The organism is uncultured Kluyvera sp. (assembly GCF_902485085.1).
GTDB classification, from domain to species: Bacteria; Pseudomonadota; Gammaproteobacteria; order Enterobacterales; family Enterobacteriaceae; genus Kluyvera; species Kluyvera ascorbata.
In genome coordinates, this window is record NZ_CABTJS010000071.1 from 25623 (window position 1) to 44591 (window position 18969).

An 18969-nucleotide genomic window follows, 5' to 3' on the forward strand; every position below is an offset into this window, starting at 1 on the left:
CGTTCATTATGACTGACAAAAAATATATCGTTGCGCTCGACCAGGGCACCACCAGCTCCCGCGCCGTCGTTATGGATCATGACGCCAACATCGTCAGCGTGTCACAGCGCGAATTCGAACAAATTTATCCTAAGCCAGGCTGGGTTGAGCACGACCCAATGGAAATCTGGGCAACCCAAAGCTCCACGCTGGTTGAAGTGCTGGCGAAAGCCGATATTAATTCCGACCAGATTGCCGCTATCGGTATCACCAACCAGCGTGAAACCACCGTGGTGTGGGAGCGCGAAACCGGTAAGCCGATTTACAACGCCATCGTCTGGCAGTGCCGCCGCACCGCGGATATCTGTGAACAATTGAAGCGCGACGGCATGGAAGAGTACGTGCGCAAGGCCACCGGCCTGGTGGTGGACCCGTACTTCTCCGGCACCAAAGTGAAGTGGATCCTCGACCATGTCGAAGGCTCCCGCGAGCGTGCGAAACGCGGCGAACTGCTGTTTGGTACCGTTGATACCTGGCTTATCTGGAAAATGACCCAGGGCCGCGTTCACGTCACCGACTACACCAACGCCTCACGTACCATGCTGTTCAACATCAACACGCTGGAGTGGGATGACAAAATGCTGGACGCGCTGGATATCCCGCGCGCCATGCTGCCAGAAGTACGTAAGTCATCCGAAGTGTACGGCCAGACCAACATTGGCGGTAAAGGCGGTACGCGTATTCCTATCGCCGGGATTGCTGGTGACCAGCAGGCGGCGCTGTTCGGCCAGCTATGCGTAAAAGAAGGGATGGCGAAAAATACCTACGGTACCGGCTGCTTTATGCTGATGAACACCGGTGAGAAAGCGGTGGCCTCCAGCCACGGCCTGCTGACCACCATCGCCTGCGGCCCACGCGGTGAAGTGAACTATGCGCTGGAAGGCGCGGTATTCATGGCGGGCGCGTCCATTCAGTGGCTGCGCGACGAAATGAAGCTGATTAGCGATGCGTTCGACTCCGAGTACTTCGCCACCAAGGTGAAAGACACCAACGGCGTGTACGTGGTACCGGCCTTTACCGGCCTCGGCGCACCGTACTGGGACCCGTATGCTCGTGGTGCCATCTTCGGCCTGACCCGCGGCGTGAACTCGAACCATATTATTCGCGCTACGCTGGAATCCATCGCCTACCAGACCCGCGACGTGCTGGAAGCGATGCAGGCAGACTCTGGTATTCGTCTGCACGCTCTGCGCGTGGACGGTGGCGCGGTCGCCAACAACTTCCTGATGCAGTTCCAGTCCGACATTCTTGGCACTCGCGTTGAGCGTCCGGAAGTGCGTGAAGTAACGGCGCTCGGCGCGGCCTACCTGGCCGGTCTGGCGGTCGGCTTCTGGCAGAACCTGGATGAGCTGCAGGAGAAAGCGGTCATTGAGCGCGAATTCCGCCCGGGGATTGAAACCACCGAGCGTAACTACCGCTACAGCGGCTGGCAGAAAGCGGTGAAACGCGCGTTAGCGTGGGAAGATCACGAAGGGTAAGCACTGAGCCTCCCCGGGGTCGGCGCAAGCGCCTCGCCCGGGCTACCAATCTAATGTAGCCCGGCCGAGCGCAGCGACGCCGGGGACGGCACCAACCATCAACCAAATATCGGCAACATCAAATACAGCTTAATCACCAGCGCGTTGACGATATCAATAAAGAACGCCCCCACCATCGGCACCACCAGAAACGCCATATGTGACGGCCCGAAACGCTCGGTAATGGCCTGCATATTGGCAATCGCCGTTGGCGTTGCGCCAAGGCCAAAGCCGCAGTGACCCGCCGCCAGCACCGCCGCGTCGTAGTTTTTGCCCATCAGACGGTAGGTAACGAAAATGGCGTACAGCCCCATCGCCACGGCCTGCACCGACAAAATGACCAGCATCGGCAGCGCCAGAGAGGCCAGCTCCCACAGCTTAAGCCCCATCAACGCCATCGCCAGGAACAGCGACAGGCTGACGTTACCCAGCACCGACACCGCCCGCTCAAACACACGGTAAAAGCCCATCAGCGCCAGACCGTTGCTGAGGATCACCCCAACAAACAGCACGCAAACAAACGTTGGCAGCTCGAGTGCCGTACCGGCCAGCAGTTGCGCAATGATTTTGCCGAGCGTGAGGCAAATAGCGATAAGCGCGATAGTCTCAATCATCACCAGCGAGGTAATGCTGCGCCCCACGTCCGGTTTCTCAAACGCCGTTGGCACTTCCTGATCCTCCGGGCTCCCGTCCGGTGAGGAAGAGTGCTTCACCAGATAGCGCGCCACCGGTCCGCCAATCAGACCACCGAGCACCAGCCCGAAGGTGGCGCAGGCCATTGCCACTTCCGTTGCATTTTCAAAGCCATAGCGTTCGATAAACAGCTTGCTCCACGCCGCCCCGGTACCATGACCGCCGGAAAGCGTGATTGACCCCGCCAGCAGGCCCATCAGCGGGTCGAGCCCTAAGAGCTTCGCCATGCCAATGCCCAGCGCGTTTTGCAGCAACAACAGCCCCACCACCACAATCAGGAACGTCCCCACCACCTTGCCGCCCGCGCGCAGGCTGGCGATATTGGCGTTCAGACCAATAGTGGCGAAGAACGCCAGCATCAGCGGGTCCTTCAGGCTCATGTCGAAGTCGAGTTCCCAGCCCATGCTCTTTTTCAGCACCAGCAGCGCCAGCGCCACCAGCAGGCCGCCCGCAACGGGCTCAGGGATGGTGTATTTCTTAAGGAAGGGAACGCTCTGAACCAGTTTTCGTCCTAGCAGCAACACCAGCGTTGCGGCAACGAGCGTCGATAAAGTATCGAGATGAAACATAATTACAGCTCCTGACTAAAACGTATGATTCATTCACACGCGACCAATTTCCCATGTCGTCCACGCCTCCTCGTGAGGCGTTGGGCAAAAGTGTAAGCAAGAAAAAGGACAATAGGGTAGAAAAACGTACTATTTGTCATCATTTTCGTTAACTTATCCCGCCAAACCCCCTTATTTTACACGGCTATTTTCCGCAATAATTTGTCATCAGTGAAAGCAACCGATTGCTTTTACCAACCAGTCCGCTAAAATCGCCACTTTTCCACCACGGGATTACCTCTGAGATGTCTTCTAACACACTCGATCAAGCCAATGCGCAACCGATTGCGCATTCGCAGAACAGCGAATTAATCTATCGTCTGGAAGATCGTCCACCGCTGCCGCAGACGCTTTTCGCCGCGTTTCAGCACCTGCTGGCGATGTTTGTTGCGGTGATCACCCCCGCGCTGCTCATCTGCCAGGCGTTGGGCCTGCCAGCGGAAGACACTCAGCACATTATCAGCATGTCGTTATTCGCCTCCGGCGTGGCGTCCATCATTCAGATTAAAGCCTGGGGCCCGGTGGGTTCTGGCCTGCTGTCGATTCAGGGCACCAGCTTCAACTTCGTTGCGCCATTGATTATGGGCGGCACGGCGTTGAAAACCGGCGGCGCGGACGTACCCACGATGATGGCGGCGCTGTTCGGCACCCTGATGCTGGCAAGCTGCACCGAAATGGTTATCTCCCGCGTGCTGCACCTGGCGCGCCGCGTGATTACGCCGCTGGTTTCCGGCGTGGTGGTGATGATTATCGGCCTGTCGCTGATTCAGGTTGGCCTGACCTCCATCGGTGGCGGCTACGCAGCGATGGCAGACCACACCTTCGGCGCGCCGAAAAACCTGCTGCTGGCAGGGATCGTGCTGGCCATTATTATTCTGCTGAACCGCCAGCGTAACCCGTACCTGCGCATCGCCTCTTTGGTGATTGCCATGGCAGCAGGCTACCTGATGGCGTGGTTCCTCGGCATGCTGCCAGAGAACGCGGCCCCGGCAAACAGCAGCCTGATCACCATCCCAACGCCGCTGTATTACGGTTTAGGCATCGACTGGAGCCTGCTGCTGCCGCTGATGCTGGTGTTTATGATCACCTCACTTGAGACCATTGGCGACATCACCGCCACCTCCGACGTATCCGAGCAGCCGGTTTCCGGCCCGGTCTATATGAAGCGTTTGAAAGGCGGCGTGCTGGCAAACGGCCTGAACTCCTGCGTATCGGCCATCTTCAATACCTTCCCGAACTCTTGCTTCGGGCAGAACAACGGCGTGATTCAGCTGACCGGCGTTGCCAGCCGCTACGTGGGCTTCGTGGTGGCACTGATGCTTATCGTACTGGGCCTGTTCCCGGCGGTAAGTGGCTTTGTGCAGCACATTCCTGAGCCGGTGCTCGGCGGCGCAACGCTGGTAATGTTCGGTACCATCGCGGCATCCGGCGTGCGTATCGTCTCCCGCGAACCGCTGAACCGTCGTGCGATCCTGATTATCGCGCTGTCGCTGGCGGTTGGCCTGGGTGTTTCCCAGCAGCCACAAATCCTGCAGTTCGCGCCGGACTGGCTGAAAAACCTGCTCTCTTCCGGCATCGCTGCCGGTGGTATCACCGCGATTATCCTCAACCTGGTCTTCCCGCCGGAAAAAGCGTAATCCCTTCGCGGCAGTGGTTTCGCCACTGCCGCTGACATCGAATAATACGATTCCCGCCTTGAGGAATGCGCATAAATCATGCATAACAGGTTTATGTGCCCTTCTCAGGACGGAAGATCATGAAATTTCTTGGAAAGCTCATTATCTGGCTGTTGATCGCCCTGCTGCTGGTGATCCTGGCCTTCTACTTCTTACTGCAAACGCGCTGGGGCGCACGTCACGTTAGCCAGTGGCTGAGCGACAGTACCCCGTACCACGTGACGTTTGACGCGATGGATCATCGCTTTTCTTCGCCTTCTCATATCCTGCTGAAAAACGTCACCTTTGGCCGCGACGGCAAGCCTGCGACGCTGGTTGCCAAAGCGGTGGATATCGGTCTGAGCTCGCGCCAGATAACGGACCCGCTGCACGTCGATACTATTCTGTTGCAGGACGGCACGCTAAACCTTTCTCCGTCTAACGCCCCGCTACCGTTTGCCGCAGACCGCCTGCAGCTGAGCAATATGGCGCTGAACAGCCCGGAAACCGGCTGGGATTTGAGCGCTCAGCGCGTCTCCGGCGGCGTGATGCCTTGGGCACCGGTTGCGGGTAACGTGCTGGGCACCAAAGCCCAGATTCAGATGAGCGCAGGCTCGCTGTCGCTTAACGGCATCCCGGCCACCAACGCGCTGATTGAAGGCACCCTCGACAACGGCGAGGTCACCTTAACCACCGTCGGTGCCGATATGGCGCGCGGTTCACTCACCGGCAACGCACGGCGCAACAGCGACGGCAGTTGGGTGGTGGATAATCTGCGTCTTAACGAAATCCGCATGCAGAGCGACAAGCCGCTGCTCGATTTCCTTGCGCCGCTGACCACCGTGCCGTCGTTACAGATTGGCCGTCTTGATATCACCGATGCACGACTGCAAGGTCCGGATTGGGCGGTGACCGACCTCGACCTCAACTTGCGCAACCTTACCCTCACCCAGGGTGGCTGGCAGAGCGACGACGGTAAAATTTCGATGAATGCCAGCGAGTTTATCTACGGCTCGCTGCACTTGCTCGACCCGATCCTCAACGCGGAATTTTCACCGCAGGGCATTGCGTTGCGCCAGTTTACCTCGCGCTGGGAAGGCGGCATGGTGCGCAGTTCCGGTAACTGGCTGCGCGCCGGGAATGCGCTGGTGCTGGACGACGCGGTCGTCGCCGGGCTGGAGTATACGCTGCCAGAGAACTGGAAAACGCTGTGGATGGAACAGCTGCCACCGTGGTTGCAAAGCGTGACCCTGAAGAAATTCGGCGCCAGCCGCAACCTGGTGATTGATATCAACCCTGACTTCCCATGGCAGATCACCGCGCTGGATGGCTACGGCGCCAATCTCCAGTTGGCGAAAAACCGCCAGTGGGGCGTCTGGGGCGGCAGTGCGACGCTGAACGGCGCGGCGGCAACCTTTAACCGCATCGACGTACGTCGCCCATCGATGACGCTGAACGCCGATGCCTCGAACGTCAACATCACCGAGCTGAGCGCCTTTACCGAGAAAGGCATTCTGGAAGCCACCGCGACCGTTGCACAGCAGCCACAGCGCCAGACCCGCGTGACGCTGAACGGCCGCGGCGTGCCGCTGAACGTCCTCCAGCAATGGGGATGGCCAGCGCTGCCGATTACCGGCGATGGGAATATTCAGCTGACGGCGAGCGGGAATGTGCAGGCCGATGCACCGCTGAAACCGACGGTGAACGGGCAGCTGCATGCGGTGAATATGGATAAGCGGGAAGTCACCCAGCAGATGCAGGGTGGAGTAATGAAGTAGCCCGGGCGAGGCGTTTACGCCGACCCCGGGGTTAGCTCGGAGCCGCCCCGGCGGCGCTGCGCTTGGCCGGGCTACAAGAGGGGCGAGGGAGAAAACCAAACATGCTAGCCGCACAATCGGTCCCCTCTCCCCTATGGGGAGAGGGGACATCCTCAATACTACAGCGTAATCACCAGCTCATTACCCTGCGCCGTCACCACCACGCCAAGCTCGCTACCCGCCTGAGTACCGCCCTGCACGCCAGCCACCTGCTGGATATTGCGCAGGCACAGCGTCCAGCCGCTCGCCTTGCCGTTGCCCGTCACGGTAATCACGTTACCCTGACGTTTTGCGCTCAGCGTATAGATAACTGAACCGTCCTGCGCTGGCACTTCACACACCGCCTGACGACCGTCTTCCAGGTGGAACAGCTGGAACGCAGTTCCTTCATGCCAGGCGTAGTTTGGCACCTGATTGTTATTACCCAGCGCCAGCAGGGTGTTGTCGCGTACGTACACCGGCAGGCTCATAAAGTCATGCTGCTGTTTATGCCAGCGGCTGCCCTGCACCTCATCGTTGTGCCACAGGTGCGTCCAGCGGCCTTCCGGCAGGTAGAACTGCACGTCGCCCGCTTCGGTGAACACCGGCGCTACCGCCAGGGAGTCGCCGAGCATGTACTGACGGTCGAGATAGTCGCACGCCGGGTCGTCCGGGAACTCCAGCATCATGGCGCGCAGCATCGGCGTGCCCTGCTCGTTGGCCAGCGCCGCCTGACGATACAGGTACGGCATCATGCGGCACTTCATTTCGGTGAAGTAGCGCACCACGTCGCAGGACTCTTCGTCGTACGCCCATGGCACACGATAGGATTTGCTGCCATGCAGGCGGCTGTGGCTGGAGAGCAGGCCGAAGGCGCACCAGCGCTTGTAGACATCCGCTGGGGCGGTATTCTCGAAGCCACCAATGTCGTGGCTCCAGAAGCCAAAGCCGGACAGACCGATCGACAGGCCGCCGCGCAGGCTTTCCGCCATGGATTCGTAGTTGGCGTAGCAGTCGCCGCCCCAGTGCACCGGGAACTGTTGCGCGCCCACCGAGGCGGAACGGGCAAACAGCACCGCTTCTTTCTCGCCCAGGTTCTCTTTGAGCACGTTCCACACCAGCTCGTTGTAGATGAAAGCGTAGTGGTTGTGCATTTTCTGTGGGTCGGCATCGTTGAACCAACGCACGTCGGTTGGGATGCGCTCGCCGAAGTCAGTTTTGAAGCAGTCGACGCCCATTTCCACCAGGCCTTTCAGCTTGTCGGCGTACCACTGACAGGCTTCCGGGTTGGTGAAGTCATAAATCGCCAGCCCCGGCTGCCATTTATCCCACTGCCAGACAGAACCATCCGGGCGTTTGAGCAAATAGTCCTTCTCTTTCAGCTCTTTGAAAATTGGTGATTTCTGACCAATGTACGGGTTAATCCACACGCAGACCTTCAGCCCTTTGTCTTTCAGGCGCTGGATCATGCCTTTCGGGTCCGGGAAGGTCACCGGGTCCCACTCGAAGTCGCACCACTGGAAGGCTTTCATCCAGAAGCAGTCGAAGTGGAAGACGTGTAGCGGCAGGTCACGCTCCGCCATGCCGTCGATAAAGCTGTTGACCGTCGCTTCGTCATAGTTGGTGGTAAACGAAGTGGTCAGCCACAGGCCAAAGGACCAGGCCGGTGGCAGCGCCGGGCGACCGGTGAATTGGGTATAGCGGTTCAACACCTCTTTCGGGGTTGGGCCGTCGATAACGAAGTATTCCAGATACTCGCCTTCGACGCTGAACTGCACCTTGGAGACTTTTTCAGAGCCAATCTCGAAGGAGACGTTTTCCGGGTGATTCACCAGCACGCCGTAGCCGCGGTTGGTCAGGTAGAACGGAATATTTTTGTAGGACTGTTCAGTACTGGTGCCGCCGTCGCGGTTCCAGGTTTCGACGTTCTGGCCGTTGCGCACCAGCGCGGTAAAGCGCTCGCCCAGGCCGTAAACGGTTTCACCCACGCCAAGGTCCAGACGCTCGAACATGTAGTTGCGGCCGTCGTTGCTGTCCTGCACGTAGCCGTTGTTTTTCAGCTGGCTGCCGGTAATGCGAACGCCGTTGCGCAGGAAATCCAGCGACCAAAATTCACCTTTGGTGACGCGCACGCTCAGGTTGCCGCTTTTCAGCTCGGCAAACTCGGTGGTGTTCTGGATTTGTACCTTCACGTCTTTCAGCACGTTCAGCGGATAGTGCGGACCTTTATCCAGCGCGCCCTGGAAGTGTTCAATACGCACGCCAACCACGCCTTCCTGAGGAGAGAAAAAGCGAAGGGTGAACATCGGCGTGTCTAGCTGCCATGTACGCTCCCGTACATCACGCGGCGCGACGTACACCACCAACTCATTCCCGTGCTGTTCAACATCAAACACCTGAACAGGATGAATCAAATTCAGACCCGGCTGGGTCAACCAGTTTCCATCACTGATCTTCATAGTTCGTCCTCTTAATTCTTAACAGTTTGATTCATAGATACGTTTTCAAAATCCTGCTGATTGCGGTGCGCACCGCTCGCCAGTTCGGCCATCATCTTGACCAGGAACGGCGTTTTCAGGGTGTAGAAGCGCTTCGCCACGATGGCGCTCAGCAGGTAGCAAATAGCCGGAACGATAGTGAACAGGGCAATAATGATGCTGATGGTGGTTGGGTTCTGCGTTTTGGCCGCGGCGTCATAACCGCCGCCAGCCAGCATCCAGCCAATCATCGCACCGCCCAGCGCCAGGCCGAGCTTCAGCACGAACAGCGTGCCCGCGAAGCTAATGCCGGTGAGACGTTTACCGTTACGCCATTCGCCGTAGTCAACGGTGTCGGACATCATGACCCACTGAATTGGGGTCACGAGTTGGTGCAGAACGCCAATCACGAAGATAAAGGCGAACATCATGATGTCCGCTCTCATCGGGACAAAGAACATCGCCAGGCTCAGGACCGCCAGAATGGCGTTGGTCCACCAGAAGACGCTCACTTTACATTTCCAGTCGGTCAGCGGTTTAGCTAACGCCGAGCCAATCAGGTTGCCGACGCAGTAGGTGGTGAGGAAGGCGGTAAACAGCGCCGGGGAGCCCATAATCCAGGTGACGTAATACATCATCGCACCGCCGCGTATGCAGACCGCCATGATGTTGAGGATGGTGAGCAGGCCGACGATGCGCCACTGGTCGTTGTGCCAGATGTCACGCAGGTCTTCACGCATGGAGTTATTGGTTGGCGGCGCTTCCACGCGTTCTTTGGTGGTGAAGAAGCAGAACGCCAGCATCAGGAACGCCACCACCGAGAGCACGGCAATGCCGCCCTGGAAGCCAAACGCTTTATCATCGCCGCCAATCAAATTCACCAGCGGCATCATCAGCACGGTAGAGAGCATGCCGCCCGCCGTCGCCAGCACGAAGCGCCAGGACTGCAACGAGATACGCTGCGTCGGGTCGTTGGTGATCACACCGCCCAACGCGCAGTAAGGGATATTCACCACGGTGTAGAACAGGGTCAGCAGCGTGTAGGTAATCGCCGCATAAATCAGTTTGCCGTTATGGCTGAAGTCCGGGGTGCTGTAGGCCAGCACGCAGACCACGCCGAACGGCAGCGCGCCAAACAGCACCCATGGGCGGAACTTGCCCCAGCGGCTGCGGGTACGGTCGGCCAGCAGCCCCATGCACGGGTCGGAGATAGCATCCAGCGCGCGCGCCAGAAGGAACATGGTGCCAACAAAACCTGCGGGTATACCGAAGATATCGGTATAGAAGAACATCATGTACAACATGACGTTATCGAAAATGATATGGCTGGCGGCATCGCCCATTCCGTAGCCGATCTTCTCTTTGACAGATAATACTTCACTCTTCATCTTCCAAACCCTTTTCGCACCGCATCCACGTTGGTACCGGTTACACATTTTTTAAACCATCCGCCCTATAAGGTGAATTGCGATATCTCGTTATCAAATTACGTTTCTTGATTTCTGTGATCTGGGTTGGCGGGTAGAGTGTGTCGAAGTGTAACTTGCGGATTTTGCAGATATTTCTATCCATGCCGTGCGGAAGATATAAAAAAGATGGCGAAAAATGTAAGTAAAGATGTGGTAACTGATTGAAAGTGGCTATAATGCGCCCCGCCTCCATGTAGCAATGCAGGCGCGGAAGATCGTCGTCTCCGGTGAGACGATTGGACTTCTTTTCCAGTGGTAGCCGCCTGCGGCTCCCGGCAGGTTCGACTCCTGCGATCTCCGCCAAAATCGCTCACTTTTCCGCCAAAGCATTAATCCGTTTTATCTATACTCTCCCTGAGCGACATCCTTTTTCGTACTGATGACTGTCCCGGCTCGTTTACGCCGTAAGCCTATGCGGCCAGCGGTTGATAAACACGACGCTAACTGGCGGTGAAATGGTCAAATATTCGGTCATGGCGCTGATTTTTACACCATTCATCGGGCAAGAAGTGCGGTAAATTGTGTGCGGTGTTACAGGTGGAAAATGTAACCCTAAGAAAAGGCAGGGTTTTATCCGGGAAGTCCGAAAGTGACGGGGCTGCGGGGCGAAAAATGTGCCTTGGGGGGATGTGGTAAATGATTGAAAGTAGATATAATGCGCCCCGCCTCCATGTAGCAATGTAGGCGCGGAAGATCGTCGTCTCCGGTGAGGCGGCTGGACTTCAAATCCAGTTGGGGCCGCCAGCGGTCCCGGGCAGGTTCGACTCCTGTGATCTTCCGCCAATTAGCCTCTACTGAACTCCACTGTCTCAAGTAAATCCCCTATAATACCCGCAATTACTGCTGATTATGTTCTCCCGAGGTCAACTGTCTCTACCGGAATCAAGTGCTTTCTGGGGGCATAATGGGGGGCATGATTTATAGCCCCATTTTGAGATGCCCCCAATGAAGCTAACAGTCAGACAAATCGACACAGCCAAGCCCAAAGAGAAGCCGTACAAGCTATCTGATGGTGGAGGCCTCTACCTTGAAGTAACCACCAACGGCTCACGCTACTGGCGTTTAAAGTATCGTTATGCGGGTAAAGAAAAGCGCCTTGCTTTCGGCGTTTATCCTGAGGTTTCTCTCGCTCAAGCCCGTGAAAAGCGTGATGCTGCGAAAAAGCTGCTGTCTGCTGGAAGCGATCCCGGTGAAGTAAAGAAAGCAGAGAAAATTGCCCAAAAGCTTAACTATGAAAATACCTTCGAAGCTATTGCCCGTGAATGGCATCAGCTGAGAGCGGATCGTTGGTCATTACGTTATCGCGATGAAATTATTGATACCTTTGAAAAGGATATTTTTCCCTACATCGGTAAGCGTCCCATAGCTGAAATTAAGCCCATGGAATTGCTGGAAACCCTTCGTCGTATGGAAAAGCGTGGTGCATTAGAAAAGATGCGCAAAGTCAGACAGCGCTGCGGTGAAGTATTCCGTCATGCAATCGTGACCGGACGCGCTGAATACAACCCTGCACCCGATCTCGCTACAGCCCTCGCTACACCAAAGAAAACGCATTTTCCTTTCCTGACTGCTGAAGAACTCCCCCACTTTCTTAGAGATCTTGCAGGCTATACCGGGAGTGTTATTACCAAGACTGCAACTCAAATCATCATGCTTACAGGAGTTCGAACTCAGGAATTACGTTTTGCTCGTTGGGAGGATATTAATTTTGAAAAGCGGCTCTGGGAGATCCCTGCTGAAGTGATGAAGATGAAACGACCACACATTGTTCCGATGTCGGATCAGGTTGTCGAGCTCTTTGAGTCACTTAAGCCTATTACCGGGCTATACCCCCTAGTATTCGTCGGACGGAATGATCGAACGAAGCCCATCTCAAAGGAAAGTGTCAATCAAGTGATTGAGTTGTTGGGATATAAAGGAAGGCTGACGGGGCACGGTTTCCGCCACACCATGAGTACCATCCTGCATGAAGAAGGTTTTAACTCGGCGTGGATTGAAACGCAGCTTGCGCATGTGGATAAGAATGCGATACGTGGGACTTACAACCATGCTCAGTATTTGGAGGGACGTAGGGAGATGATGCAGTGGTATGCCGACAACATTAGCTCTCTGGCAGAAGTTTCATTTTTACATATTAAAACAGCGGGTTAGACCATAAGGCTGAGCGTTATTGCTCAGCCCTAAATGATTAATTTACCAACCGTAGATGTTGGTTTTGAGCTCCCAAAGCATACAGACGCATAACCTCGGGAAGGAATAAATTGAAGATAGATGCAAGTTCGCTTTGGTCATACCCTAGCTCGTCTTTCGTATGATCAATTATTGCGTTCAGTAATGTTGGTGTTTCCCCGTTTACATCGAGTTTGACAGGCTCATCTATTTTGTAACGTTTAATGGACATTTGCCGCCAAATCCAATCGCTTTGACCTGCCGTAATCGCTTTTAGCGTTTTTGCTCTATAGAACAACGCAGCCATTGAAGTCCGCCAAAATGGTTTAAGGGCAGCGGCTTTTTCGATACTGATATTTCGTAAATCGTTATAAATATCAGAGGCGGGCATAAGCAATTCTGCAGCAAAAGCGTTGGCTTCATCCTCCATCGTTGGAGTGGGAGCCCGATGCATCACTAAATGACCCAGCTCATGGGCTAGAGTAAATCTGTACCTATCAACTGGCTGATTTTTATTTATAAAGATTAATGGTGGCAATCCCGCCACTTTGTAACTTAGCCCTGAAAGTCCAGTATCTTCCATATCGCAATCAATGATAATGATGCCTGCTCTTTCCAGTACCTCAACAAGGTTTTTTATCGGCCCACGTGGGATATGCCACGCAGTACGGACATTACGAGCAATTTGTTCGATATTTTCTTCGTAGTCTTCAGGATCGTAGTAAGGGAGCTCATATTCGGGCTCGAACTCAACGAACTGCAACAGCTTTCTGAGATGAGCAATACGTACATTCACTTCAGCAACAAGTTTATCCAGCACTTTCATGCTGACAGATGCTTTTTTACGGTACATCGGGTTTGCACTGATTGGTCCACCATAAAGCCTTTCTGACATCATGAAAAACTCGACGGGACAGTTAAGCGCTTCCGCAATACTGCGGATTTGGTCTTCAGTTGCAGATTTAAGCCCTTGTTCAATTTTGGACAACGTACCTTGAGACAGGGCTACACGATGAGCCAAATCCTTTTGGCTCATACCCAACATTTTCCGACGCAACTCAATCATCTCTGGGCGTACGGTGGCTGCTGACTTAATCTCCACGACCATTTTCTACCTTCGGTTCTGTCTTTCTAACCCGTTTCGGTTTCACAACACTTTTCGCAGGTGAAACACTTTTTGTAACAGGCTGAGGTTGGGGTATGTTCACTTCAAGCTCGTGTACAGGCAAGTCGTACAGATTTTCATCTGTTATATCAATTGCCCATGCAACAAATTTCCCGTTGCGCTGAGTAAGGACGATTTTATCAATTCCTACACAGTCGTCACTAAGTATGTAAAGTAACTCTAATCGAATCAGACCACCAAACATGTCAACTTCAGGGTTGTGGAAATCCAATGCTCTTTGCGTCGGATAGTTAGAAGAGCGAAGGCTCTTGTCCCCTTTTTTGATTCTCACAAAATAGCGATCTTGAATCAAAAATCCCACTTGATGAGGCATCTTTACGTACTTAATACCTTCAATTTCTGCAGCTTCAATCTGATCCTTCAAAAAAAATAAGGCATCGTTTCGGAGCACTGCCGAGCGCACTCGTTTGTCGACCAGGCGACGGGCAATATCGTTTTGAATCCAGTTTTTCCAAGCATTATCGAAAACAGAAGTTAAGGTGTTGTAGTAAGGACGGCATACTAAATGGGCTTCTTCTTTATTGATTAAAGACATAGAGGATCTCTAAAAATTTGTTGTGAAATGTCACCATGAAGGATAGAACGCAACCACATTTTTTACAACAAATTATTCCAACTTATATTCCAAACAACGACAAGTTATTGTTATTTAATAAAATTTATATTAATACCTAGTATGTGAAAATTTTTATTGCTGGTTTTTTAAACAGGGCTGCCACAGGTACAAGCAGAGATGCGTATGCGAGCTTCATATGGTGGCAAAAGCATCATAGTTTGTGATTAATCACTATCAGACAATATTCCGGAAGAGTGCTTTACTGCTAAGGGAAAGGACAGCGTACTAGTGCAATACACAGCCAAAACGTGTAATGAGCTTAAAGCTGACATGGACTCTTTGCATGAGTGTAAAGGCATGAATACTTAAGAAGACTCAACCTGAACCTCAATGTTCAGGTCGAATTACAACGTATTGTGAATATCGGCGCTTCAAAAAATTATTGCATAATGCCTGTCATGCCGTGATAGCCCATATATATCCCCACAAGAGCTATCAGCACGCTTGAGAAGTACGGAGCACGACGCGCCAGCGTATCAAATCCGCTCCAGCGTTTGGTTGCCTGACGAACGCTAAACGCCGCAGCCGCACCTACCGAAACCAGCGTAATGGCTAAGCCAATACTGAAGCACAGCACCAGGGCAGCACCAAGCGTAAACTCTTTCACCTGAATGCAGAGCAGCAAAACGGTAATGGCTGCCGGGCAAGGGATTAACCCGCCGGTCAGGCCAAACAGGACTATCTGCCCGGTTGTGACCTTACGATTGGCAAAACGCTTTTTGATATCGTTCGCATGCGCCTTTTCGTGCGCATCCTGATATTCCTGAGAATTCACGTCCAGACCTTCCAGAGCCGAGTGGTCATGCTCGTGATCGTGGTCGTGCTCATGAAACGCTACGTCGTAGTCATGCACATGGCCGCGATGACCCAGGGTTAAGCGGACATCGAAGCTGTGCGGTTCGGGGATCGGCTGGGTGGATTCCATAAAACCGTCTTTTTCAACGAAGTCGAATACCTGTGAAAAAGTATCCGGCCCACGGTTGGTCACCAGCGAAATATCCCGCGCTTCCCATTTTTTGCCGCTAAGCATGCGTAAACGCCAGTGAGGCGGCTGGCCTTCCTCAAAGATAGAGAGTTCAACGCTGCCGTGACCGGTGTCGATGACGCGTGTTTCATCGTGATGGTGGCCGTGAGAATGCTCCTGTTCCTGCTCCATCTTCCATAGCTTTTCGCCGCGCCAGGTGCGCCAGAACATCCATGCGGCAGTAGCGAGAATAATGATCGCAGAAATCAACTGGAACCAGGGCTCTGCAGATTCAGCGGTAAACTTGCGGCTGATATACATTCCACCCAGAGCAATTAACCAGACAACTGAAGTGTGGGAAAGGGTGGCAGCGAGCCCCAGCAGAACAGCCTGCTTAACGGTTCCCCGGACAGCCACGATAAAAGCGGCCATCATCGTTTTGGAATGGCCCGGTTCGAGCCCGTGGAGCGCACCCAGCAAAATAGCGCTGGGAATAAACAGCCAGGCGTTAGCCACGCCTTGCTGTAACAGAGCGGAAAAATCAGTCATGTTTCTCTTGCCTTAAAGATATTTGGTGATCTCTTTAAATTCGTTAAGCGTTGTGTCAGACCCGGCATGATCGGCGTGAAGGGCATCCTCCAGACAGTGATCGAGATGGTCATGAATGAGCGTACGCTTGGCGTTTGTTATCGCCTTTTCCACAGCATAAAGTTGCTGGGCGATATCCAGACAGGCTTTTTCATCTTCAAGCATCTGGATGGTGCTTTTCAGGTGCCCGGCGGCACGTTTAAGTCTTTTTATAATGTCGGGGTGTGAAGCGTGAACAGTCATTTTTATCCTCTCCGGGTGGAGGGGATAAGATAATGTGTATCAACGTAAGGGTCACACTGTTTATCGGTTTATCCTCTCCTGATAGTACGAACGTTGGGTAATTATTTTTTTCTCTTCGGCCATGAGGGATGTTCGTCATCAATAACGAAATCATGCTCATGGGTTATTTCCGTTTTCGCGTCAGCATCCTGATGGCTGTGCAACTGCGAATAAACCTCGTGTTCCGGACGCCAGATCAGCACGGCGGTTAACAGAGAGAACGCCGCCACAATGGTAAGCGCAATAAAAGAGGCCTGAGTTCCCCAGGTTGCCCCTACCCATCCGGCCAGCGGATAGGTAAGCAGCCAGCAGGAATGTGACAGGGCAAACTGAGCGGCAAACAGTGCAGGCCGGTCTTCCGGTGTTGATGAGCGGCGTAATAAACGCCCGGATGGCGTCTGGGAAAGCGAGTAGCCAACGCCCAGCAAAGCCCAGAGCACGACCAGCGTAAAATAATCCTTAAGGAAAATACCCAGCCCAAGGCCAACAACCAGTAAACCGGTTCCGACCATCATTGGCATCCGGTCACTTATTTTGTCGAGAAGACGCGGAAGTATCAGCGCCGATATCATCGACCCCACGCCAAAGAACGCCAGCGCAATCGCGGTGGAGCGCTGTGAGAAACCAAAGTCGGCCTGCACCAGAACCACGGTGTTGACGATCACCATCGCGCTGGCCGCTGCAACGGCCATATTCAGCGCCAGCAACCCCCGCAGCCTTGGCGTTTTCAGGAAGATGCGCATCCCGCGCGTGGTTTTATCGTAAATGGTGCGATGAACAGTCAGCGCCTGCATTCTGGGCAAGGTGACTGAGACAACCAGAATGGCGGAAGCGAGAAAACCGACGGCGGTGCCTGCAAAAAGATTGTGGAAACTCATCACCGTCAGCAGTGCGGCTGCCAGCATGGGGCTGATGACGCTTTCAAGATCGTAGGCCAGCCGGGAGAGCGAGAGCGCCCGGGTGTAGTCACGCTCGTCCGGGAGGATATCAGGAATCGTGGCCTGGAACGTTGGCGTAAACGCGGCTGACGCCGATTGCAGAATGAAAATAAGGATATAAATTTCCCAGATTTGGGTCACGAAAGGCAGTGCAAAAGCCACCATAGCCCGCACCAGATCCAACGTAACCAGCATCGTGCGGCGGGGAAATTTATCAGCGAAGGCGGCGGCAACCGGGGCGACCAGAATATAAGCACTCATTTTAATCGCCAGCGCCGTTCCCAGAACGGCCCCGGCCCTGTCGCCCGCCAGATCGTAGGCCAGAAGGCCCAGCGCAACGGTCGCCAGACCGGTACCGATAAGGGCAATTATTTGCGCCATAAACAGGTGGCGGTATGAACGATCAGAAAGAATGCTTAGCATCAGAAACTCTCCTGGCTTTCCATATCCCCCCCGGGGGGATGTGGAAAGAGTAGAGAATAGCGGTGTGCCTGGCAAGCGGTATTACATTTTAGTGGCTCTCTTTTTGGATGGCCCCCCATTGTTATATGCATATAAAAAATTATTCGTAGCAAATTCTACATGATGCATTAATCTCTACATCATGAAACTACATATTCTTATCCTGACGCTGCCCACTCAGCAGGCCACGTTGCGTATGCGTGTCTGGCGGGCATTAAAAAACACCGGTGCCGCCATGCTGCGCGACGGCGTTTATCTGTTGCCTGAAGCGCAACAGGGCCAAGAGATCTTTAACGATATAAGTCGTGAAATCCGCGATGAGGGGGGTGCGGCTTTTGTTTTTAACGCTGCAACGCCCGAAGAAGAGGAAATCCGCCCGTTATTTGATCGCTCTCAGCAGTACATGGCCCTGCTGGAAAGGCTACAGGTGTGTAAAAACGACCTGGATGAGGAAACCGCCGTCAGCCAGCTGAAGGTGGTGAGAAAACTTCGGCGCGAGCTGGATCGGATTGTGGCGATTGATTTCTTTCCTGGTGAAGCGCAGGCGCAGGCCGTCTTTAGCCTGACGGAACTGGAAGCAGGCATTAACAGGTTCATCTCTCCCGGCGAGCCCCACGCCGTCAGCGGCGAGCTGACACAACTGATGCCTGAGGATTTCCACAACCGGATCTGGGCAACCCGACGCAGACCCTGGATTGACAGGCTTGCCAGCGCCTGGCTTATACGGCGTTTTATCGATCCTGATGCGCAGTTTCTCTGGCTTGAGGATGGCAATGATTGCCCGACAGCGGCGGTGGGGTTTGATTTTGATGGGGCGACCTTCAGCCACATCGACAATCGGGTGACCTTTGAAGTACTGATGGTCCGCTTCGGGCTGACGGGGGATGCCCTGAATGGTCTGGCAATGCTGGTGCATTACCTTGATGTTGGCGGGGTTCAGCCTCCCGAAGCGGCTGGCGTTGAAAGTGTACTGGCAGGATTGCGTGAAAGCATTACGGATGATGACACATTACTCGCAGCGGCCTGTTCGCTGTTTGATGGTCTGTTAACGACGTTTGAAATGAGGTCCGGCCATGATGAACAAAACGGAGTCGCTGACGCTGGCAGAGGAAAACGTTAAGCCCTCGCCGATCCCCCTGAAGGAGGCGTTCTGGTTCTGGCTCAAGCTGGGGTTTATCAGCTTTGGCGGGCCCGCCGGACAGATAGCTATCATGCACCAGGAGCTGGTCGAGAACCGGCGCTGGATATCCGAGTCGCGTTTCCTTCACGCACTCAACTTCTGTATGGTGCTGCCCGGTCCGGAAGCGCAGCAGCTTGCGACCTACATCGGCTGGCTGATGCACAGAACGTGGGGTGGCGTGATCGCCGGGCTGTTATTTATCCTTCCTTCGCTTTTTATTCTTATCGCGTTGTCGTGGATCTATATCGCCTGGGGAGACGTTGCCATTATTGCCGGTATCTTTTACGGCATTAAACCCGCCGTGGCGGCAATCGTGCTGCAGGCGGCGCA

14 protein-coding genes and 2 tRNA genes are annotated in these 18969 nt (G+C 54.3%); 8 read left to right on the top strand and 8 right to left on the bottom strand.

The window, feature by feature from the left end; all coding sequences use genetic code 11:
- Positions 1 to 8: 8 nt before the first annotated feature.
- Positions 9 to 1517 carry a glycerol kinase GlpK gene (gene glpK / locus RDN66_RS07875; protein WP_202216958.1) on the top strand — a complete coding sequence of 503 codons (1509 nt, stop codon included), beginning with the start codon at positions 9 to 11 and terminating at the stop codon, positions 1515 to 1517.
- A 98-nt stretch (positions 1518 to 1615) separates the two neighbouring features.
- Here glpK and gltS read toward each other — a convergent pair whose 3' ends face one another.
- Positions 1616 to 2818: a sodium/glutamate symporter gene (gene gltS, locus RDN66_RS07880; protein ID WP_035896343.1), complete on the bottom strand. Its 1203-nt coding sequence runs from the start codon at positions 2816 to 2818 to the stop codon at positions 1616 to 1618.
- Between the two features lie 284 nt (positions 2819 to 3102).
- Here gltS and RDN66_RS07885 point away from each other — a divergent pair, with 284 nt between their 5' ends.
- Positions 3103 to 4494 carry an NCS2 family protein gene (locus RDN66_RS07885; RefSeq protein WP_248538024.1) on the top strand — a complete coding sequence of 464 codons (1392 nt, stop codon included), beginning with the start codon at positions 3103 to 3105 and terminating at the stop codon, positions 4492 to 4494.
- A gap of 119 nt (positions 4495 to 4613) precedes the next feature.
- Positions 4614 to 6290 (top strand): AsmA family protein, encoded by a 1677-nt coding sequence (locus RDN66_RS07890; RefSeq protein WP_202216956.1) that lies wholly within the window; start codon positions 4614 to 4616, stop codon positions 6288 to 6290.
- Between the two features lie 158 nt (positions 6291 to 6448).
- Here the strand turns inward: RDN66_RS07890 and yicI are convergent, their stop codons facing one another.
- Both yicI and RDN66_RS07900 read right to left on the bottom strand, forming a co-directional pair.
- Positions 6449 to 8767 (bottom strand): alpha-xylosidase, encoded by a 2319-nt coding sequence (gene yicI, locus RDN66_RS07895; RefSeq protein ID WP_202216955.1) that lies wholly within the window; start codon positions 8765 to 8767, stop codon positions 6449 to 6451.
- An 11-nt stretch (positions 8768 to 8778) separates the two neighbouring features.
- Positions 8779 to 10173, bottom strand: a complete 1395-nt coding sequence (locus RDN66_RS07900) for a glycoside-pentoside-hexuronide family transporter (RefSeq protein WP_202216954.1) — start codon at positions 10171 to 10173, stop codon at positions 8779 to 8781.
- 290 nt (positions 10174 to 10463) lie between these two features.
- On the opposite strand from RDN66_RS07900, the gene RDN66_RS07905 reads away from it, so the two are divergent.
- The 3 genes from RDN66_RS07905 to RDN66_RS07915 all read left to right on the top strand — a co-directional run bounded on the left by RDN66_RS07905 (position 10464) and on the right by RDN66_RS07915 (position 12405).
- Positions 10464 to 10557 (top strand) — tRNA-OTHER (locus RDN66_RS07905).
- Positions 10558 to 10942: 385 nt separating this feature from the next.
- Positions 10943 to 11037 (top strand) — tRNA-Sec (locus RDN66_RS07910).
- Between the two features lie 162 nt (positions 11038 to 11199).
- The gene (locus RDN66_RS07915) at positions 11200 to 12405 is read left to right on the top strand and encodes an integrase arm-type DNA-binding domain-containing protein (protein ID WP_023336541.1); all 1206 of its coding nucleotides are present in this window, start codon (positions 11200 to 11202) and stop codon (positions 12403 to 12405) included.
- A gap of 37 nt (positions 12406 to 12442) precedes the next feature.
- Here RDN66_RS07915 and RDN66_RS07920 read toward each other — a convergent pair whose 3' ends face one another.
- From RDN66_RS07920 to RDN66_RS07940, 5 genes are all read right to left on the bottom strand, one after another.
- Positions 12443 to 13531, bottom strand: coding sequence for an ImmA/IrrE family metallo-endopeptidase (locus tag RDN66_RS07920; RefSeq protein ID WP_023336540.1), 1089 nt, complete (start codon positions 13529 to 13531; stop codon positions 12443 to 12445).
- The gene (locus RDN66_RS07925; protein ID WP_023336539.1) at positions 13515 to 14144 is read right to left on the bottom strand and encodes a hypothetical protein; all 630 of its coding nucleotides are present in this window, start codon (positions 14142 to 14144) and stop codon (positions 13515 to 13517) included. The genes RDN66_RS07920 and RDN66_RS07925 overlap by 17 nt, the downstream gene beginning before the upstream one ends.
- Positions 14145 to 14604: 460 nt before the next feature.
- Positions 14605 to 15738 (bottom strand): nickel/cobalt efflux protein RcnA, encoded by a 1134-nt coding sequence (locus RDN66_RS07930; protein ID WP_023336538.1) that lies wholly within the window; start codon positions 15736 to 15738, stop codon positions 14605 to 14607.
- Between the two features lie 12 nt (positions 15739 to 15750).
- Positions 15751 to 16020 (bottom strand): metal-sensing transcriptional repressor, encoded by a 270-nt coding sequence (locus RDN66_RS07935; protein WP_023336537.1) that lies wholly within the window; start codon positions 16018 to 16020, stop codon positions 15751 to 15753.
- A 101-nt stretch (positions 16021 to 16121) separates the two neighbouring features.
- Positions 16122 to 17420 carry an MFS transporter gene (locus tag RDN66_RS07940; RefSeq protein WP_023336536.1) on the bottom strand — a complete coding sequence of 433 codons (1299 nt, stop codon included), beginning with the start codon at positions 17418 to 17420 and terminating at the stop codon, positions 16122 to 16124.
- Positions 17421 to 17601: 181 nt separating this feature from the next.
- Between RDN66_RS07940 and RDN66_RS07945 the strand changes: the two genes are divergently transcribed.
- On the top strand, positions 17602 to 18579 hold the full coding sequence (locus tag RDN66_RS07945; protein WP_023336535.1) for a chromate resistance protein ChrB domain-containing protein: 978 nt from the start codon (positions 17602 to 17604) through the stop codon (positions 18577 to 18579).
- The coding region (locus tag RDN66_RS07950) for a chromate transporter (RefSeq protein WP_308537760.1) at positions 18533 to 18969 on the top strand (437 nt) is incomplete at its 3' end. The genes RDN66_RS07945 and RDN66_RS07950, both read left to right, overlap by 47 nt.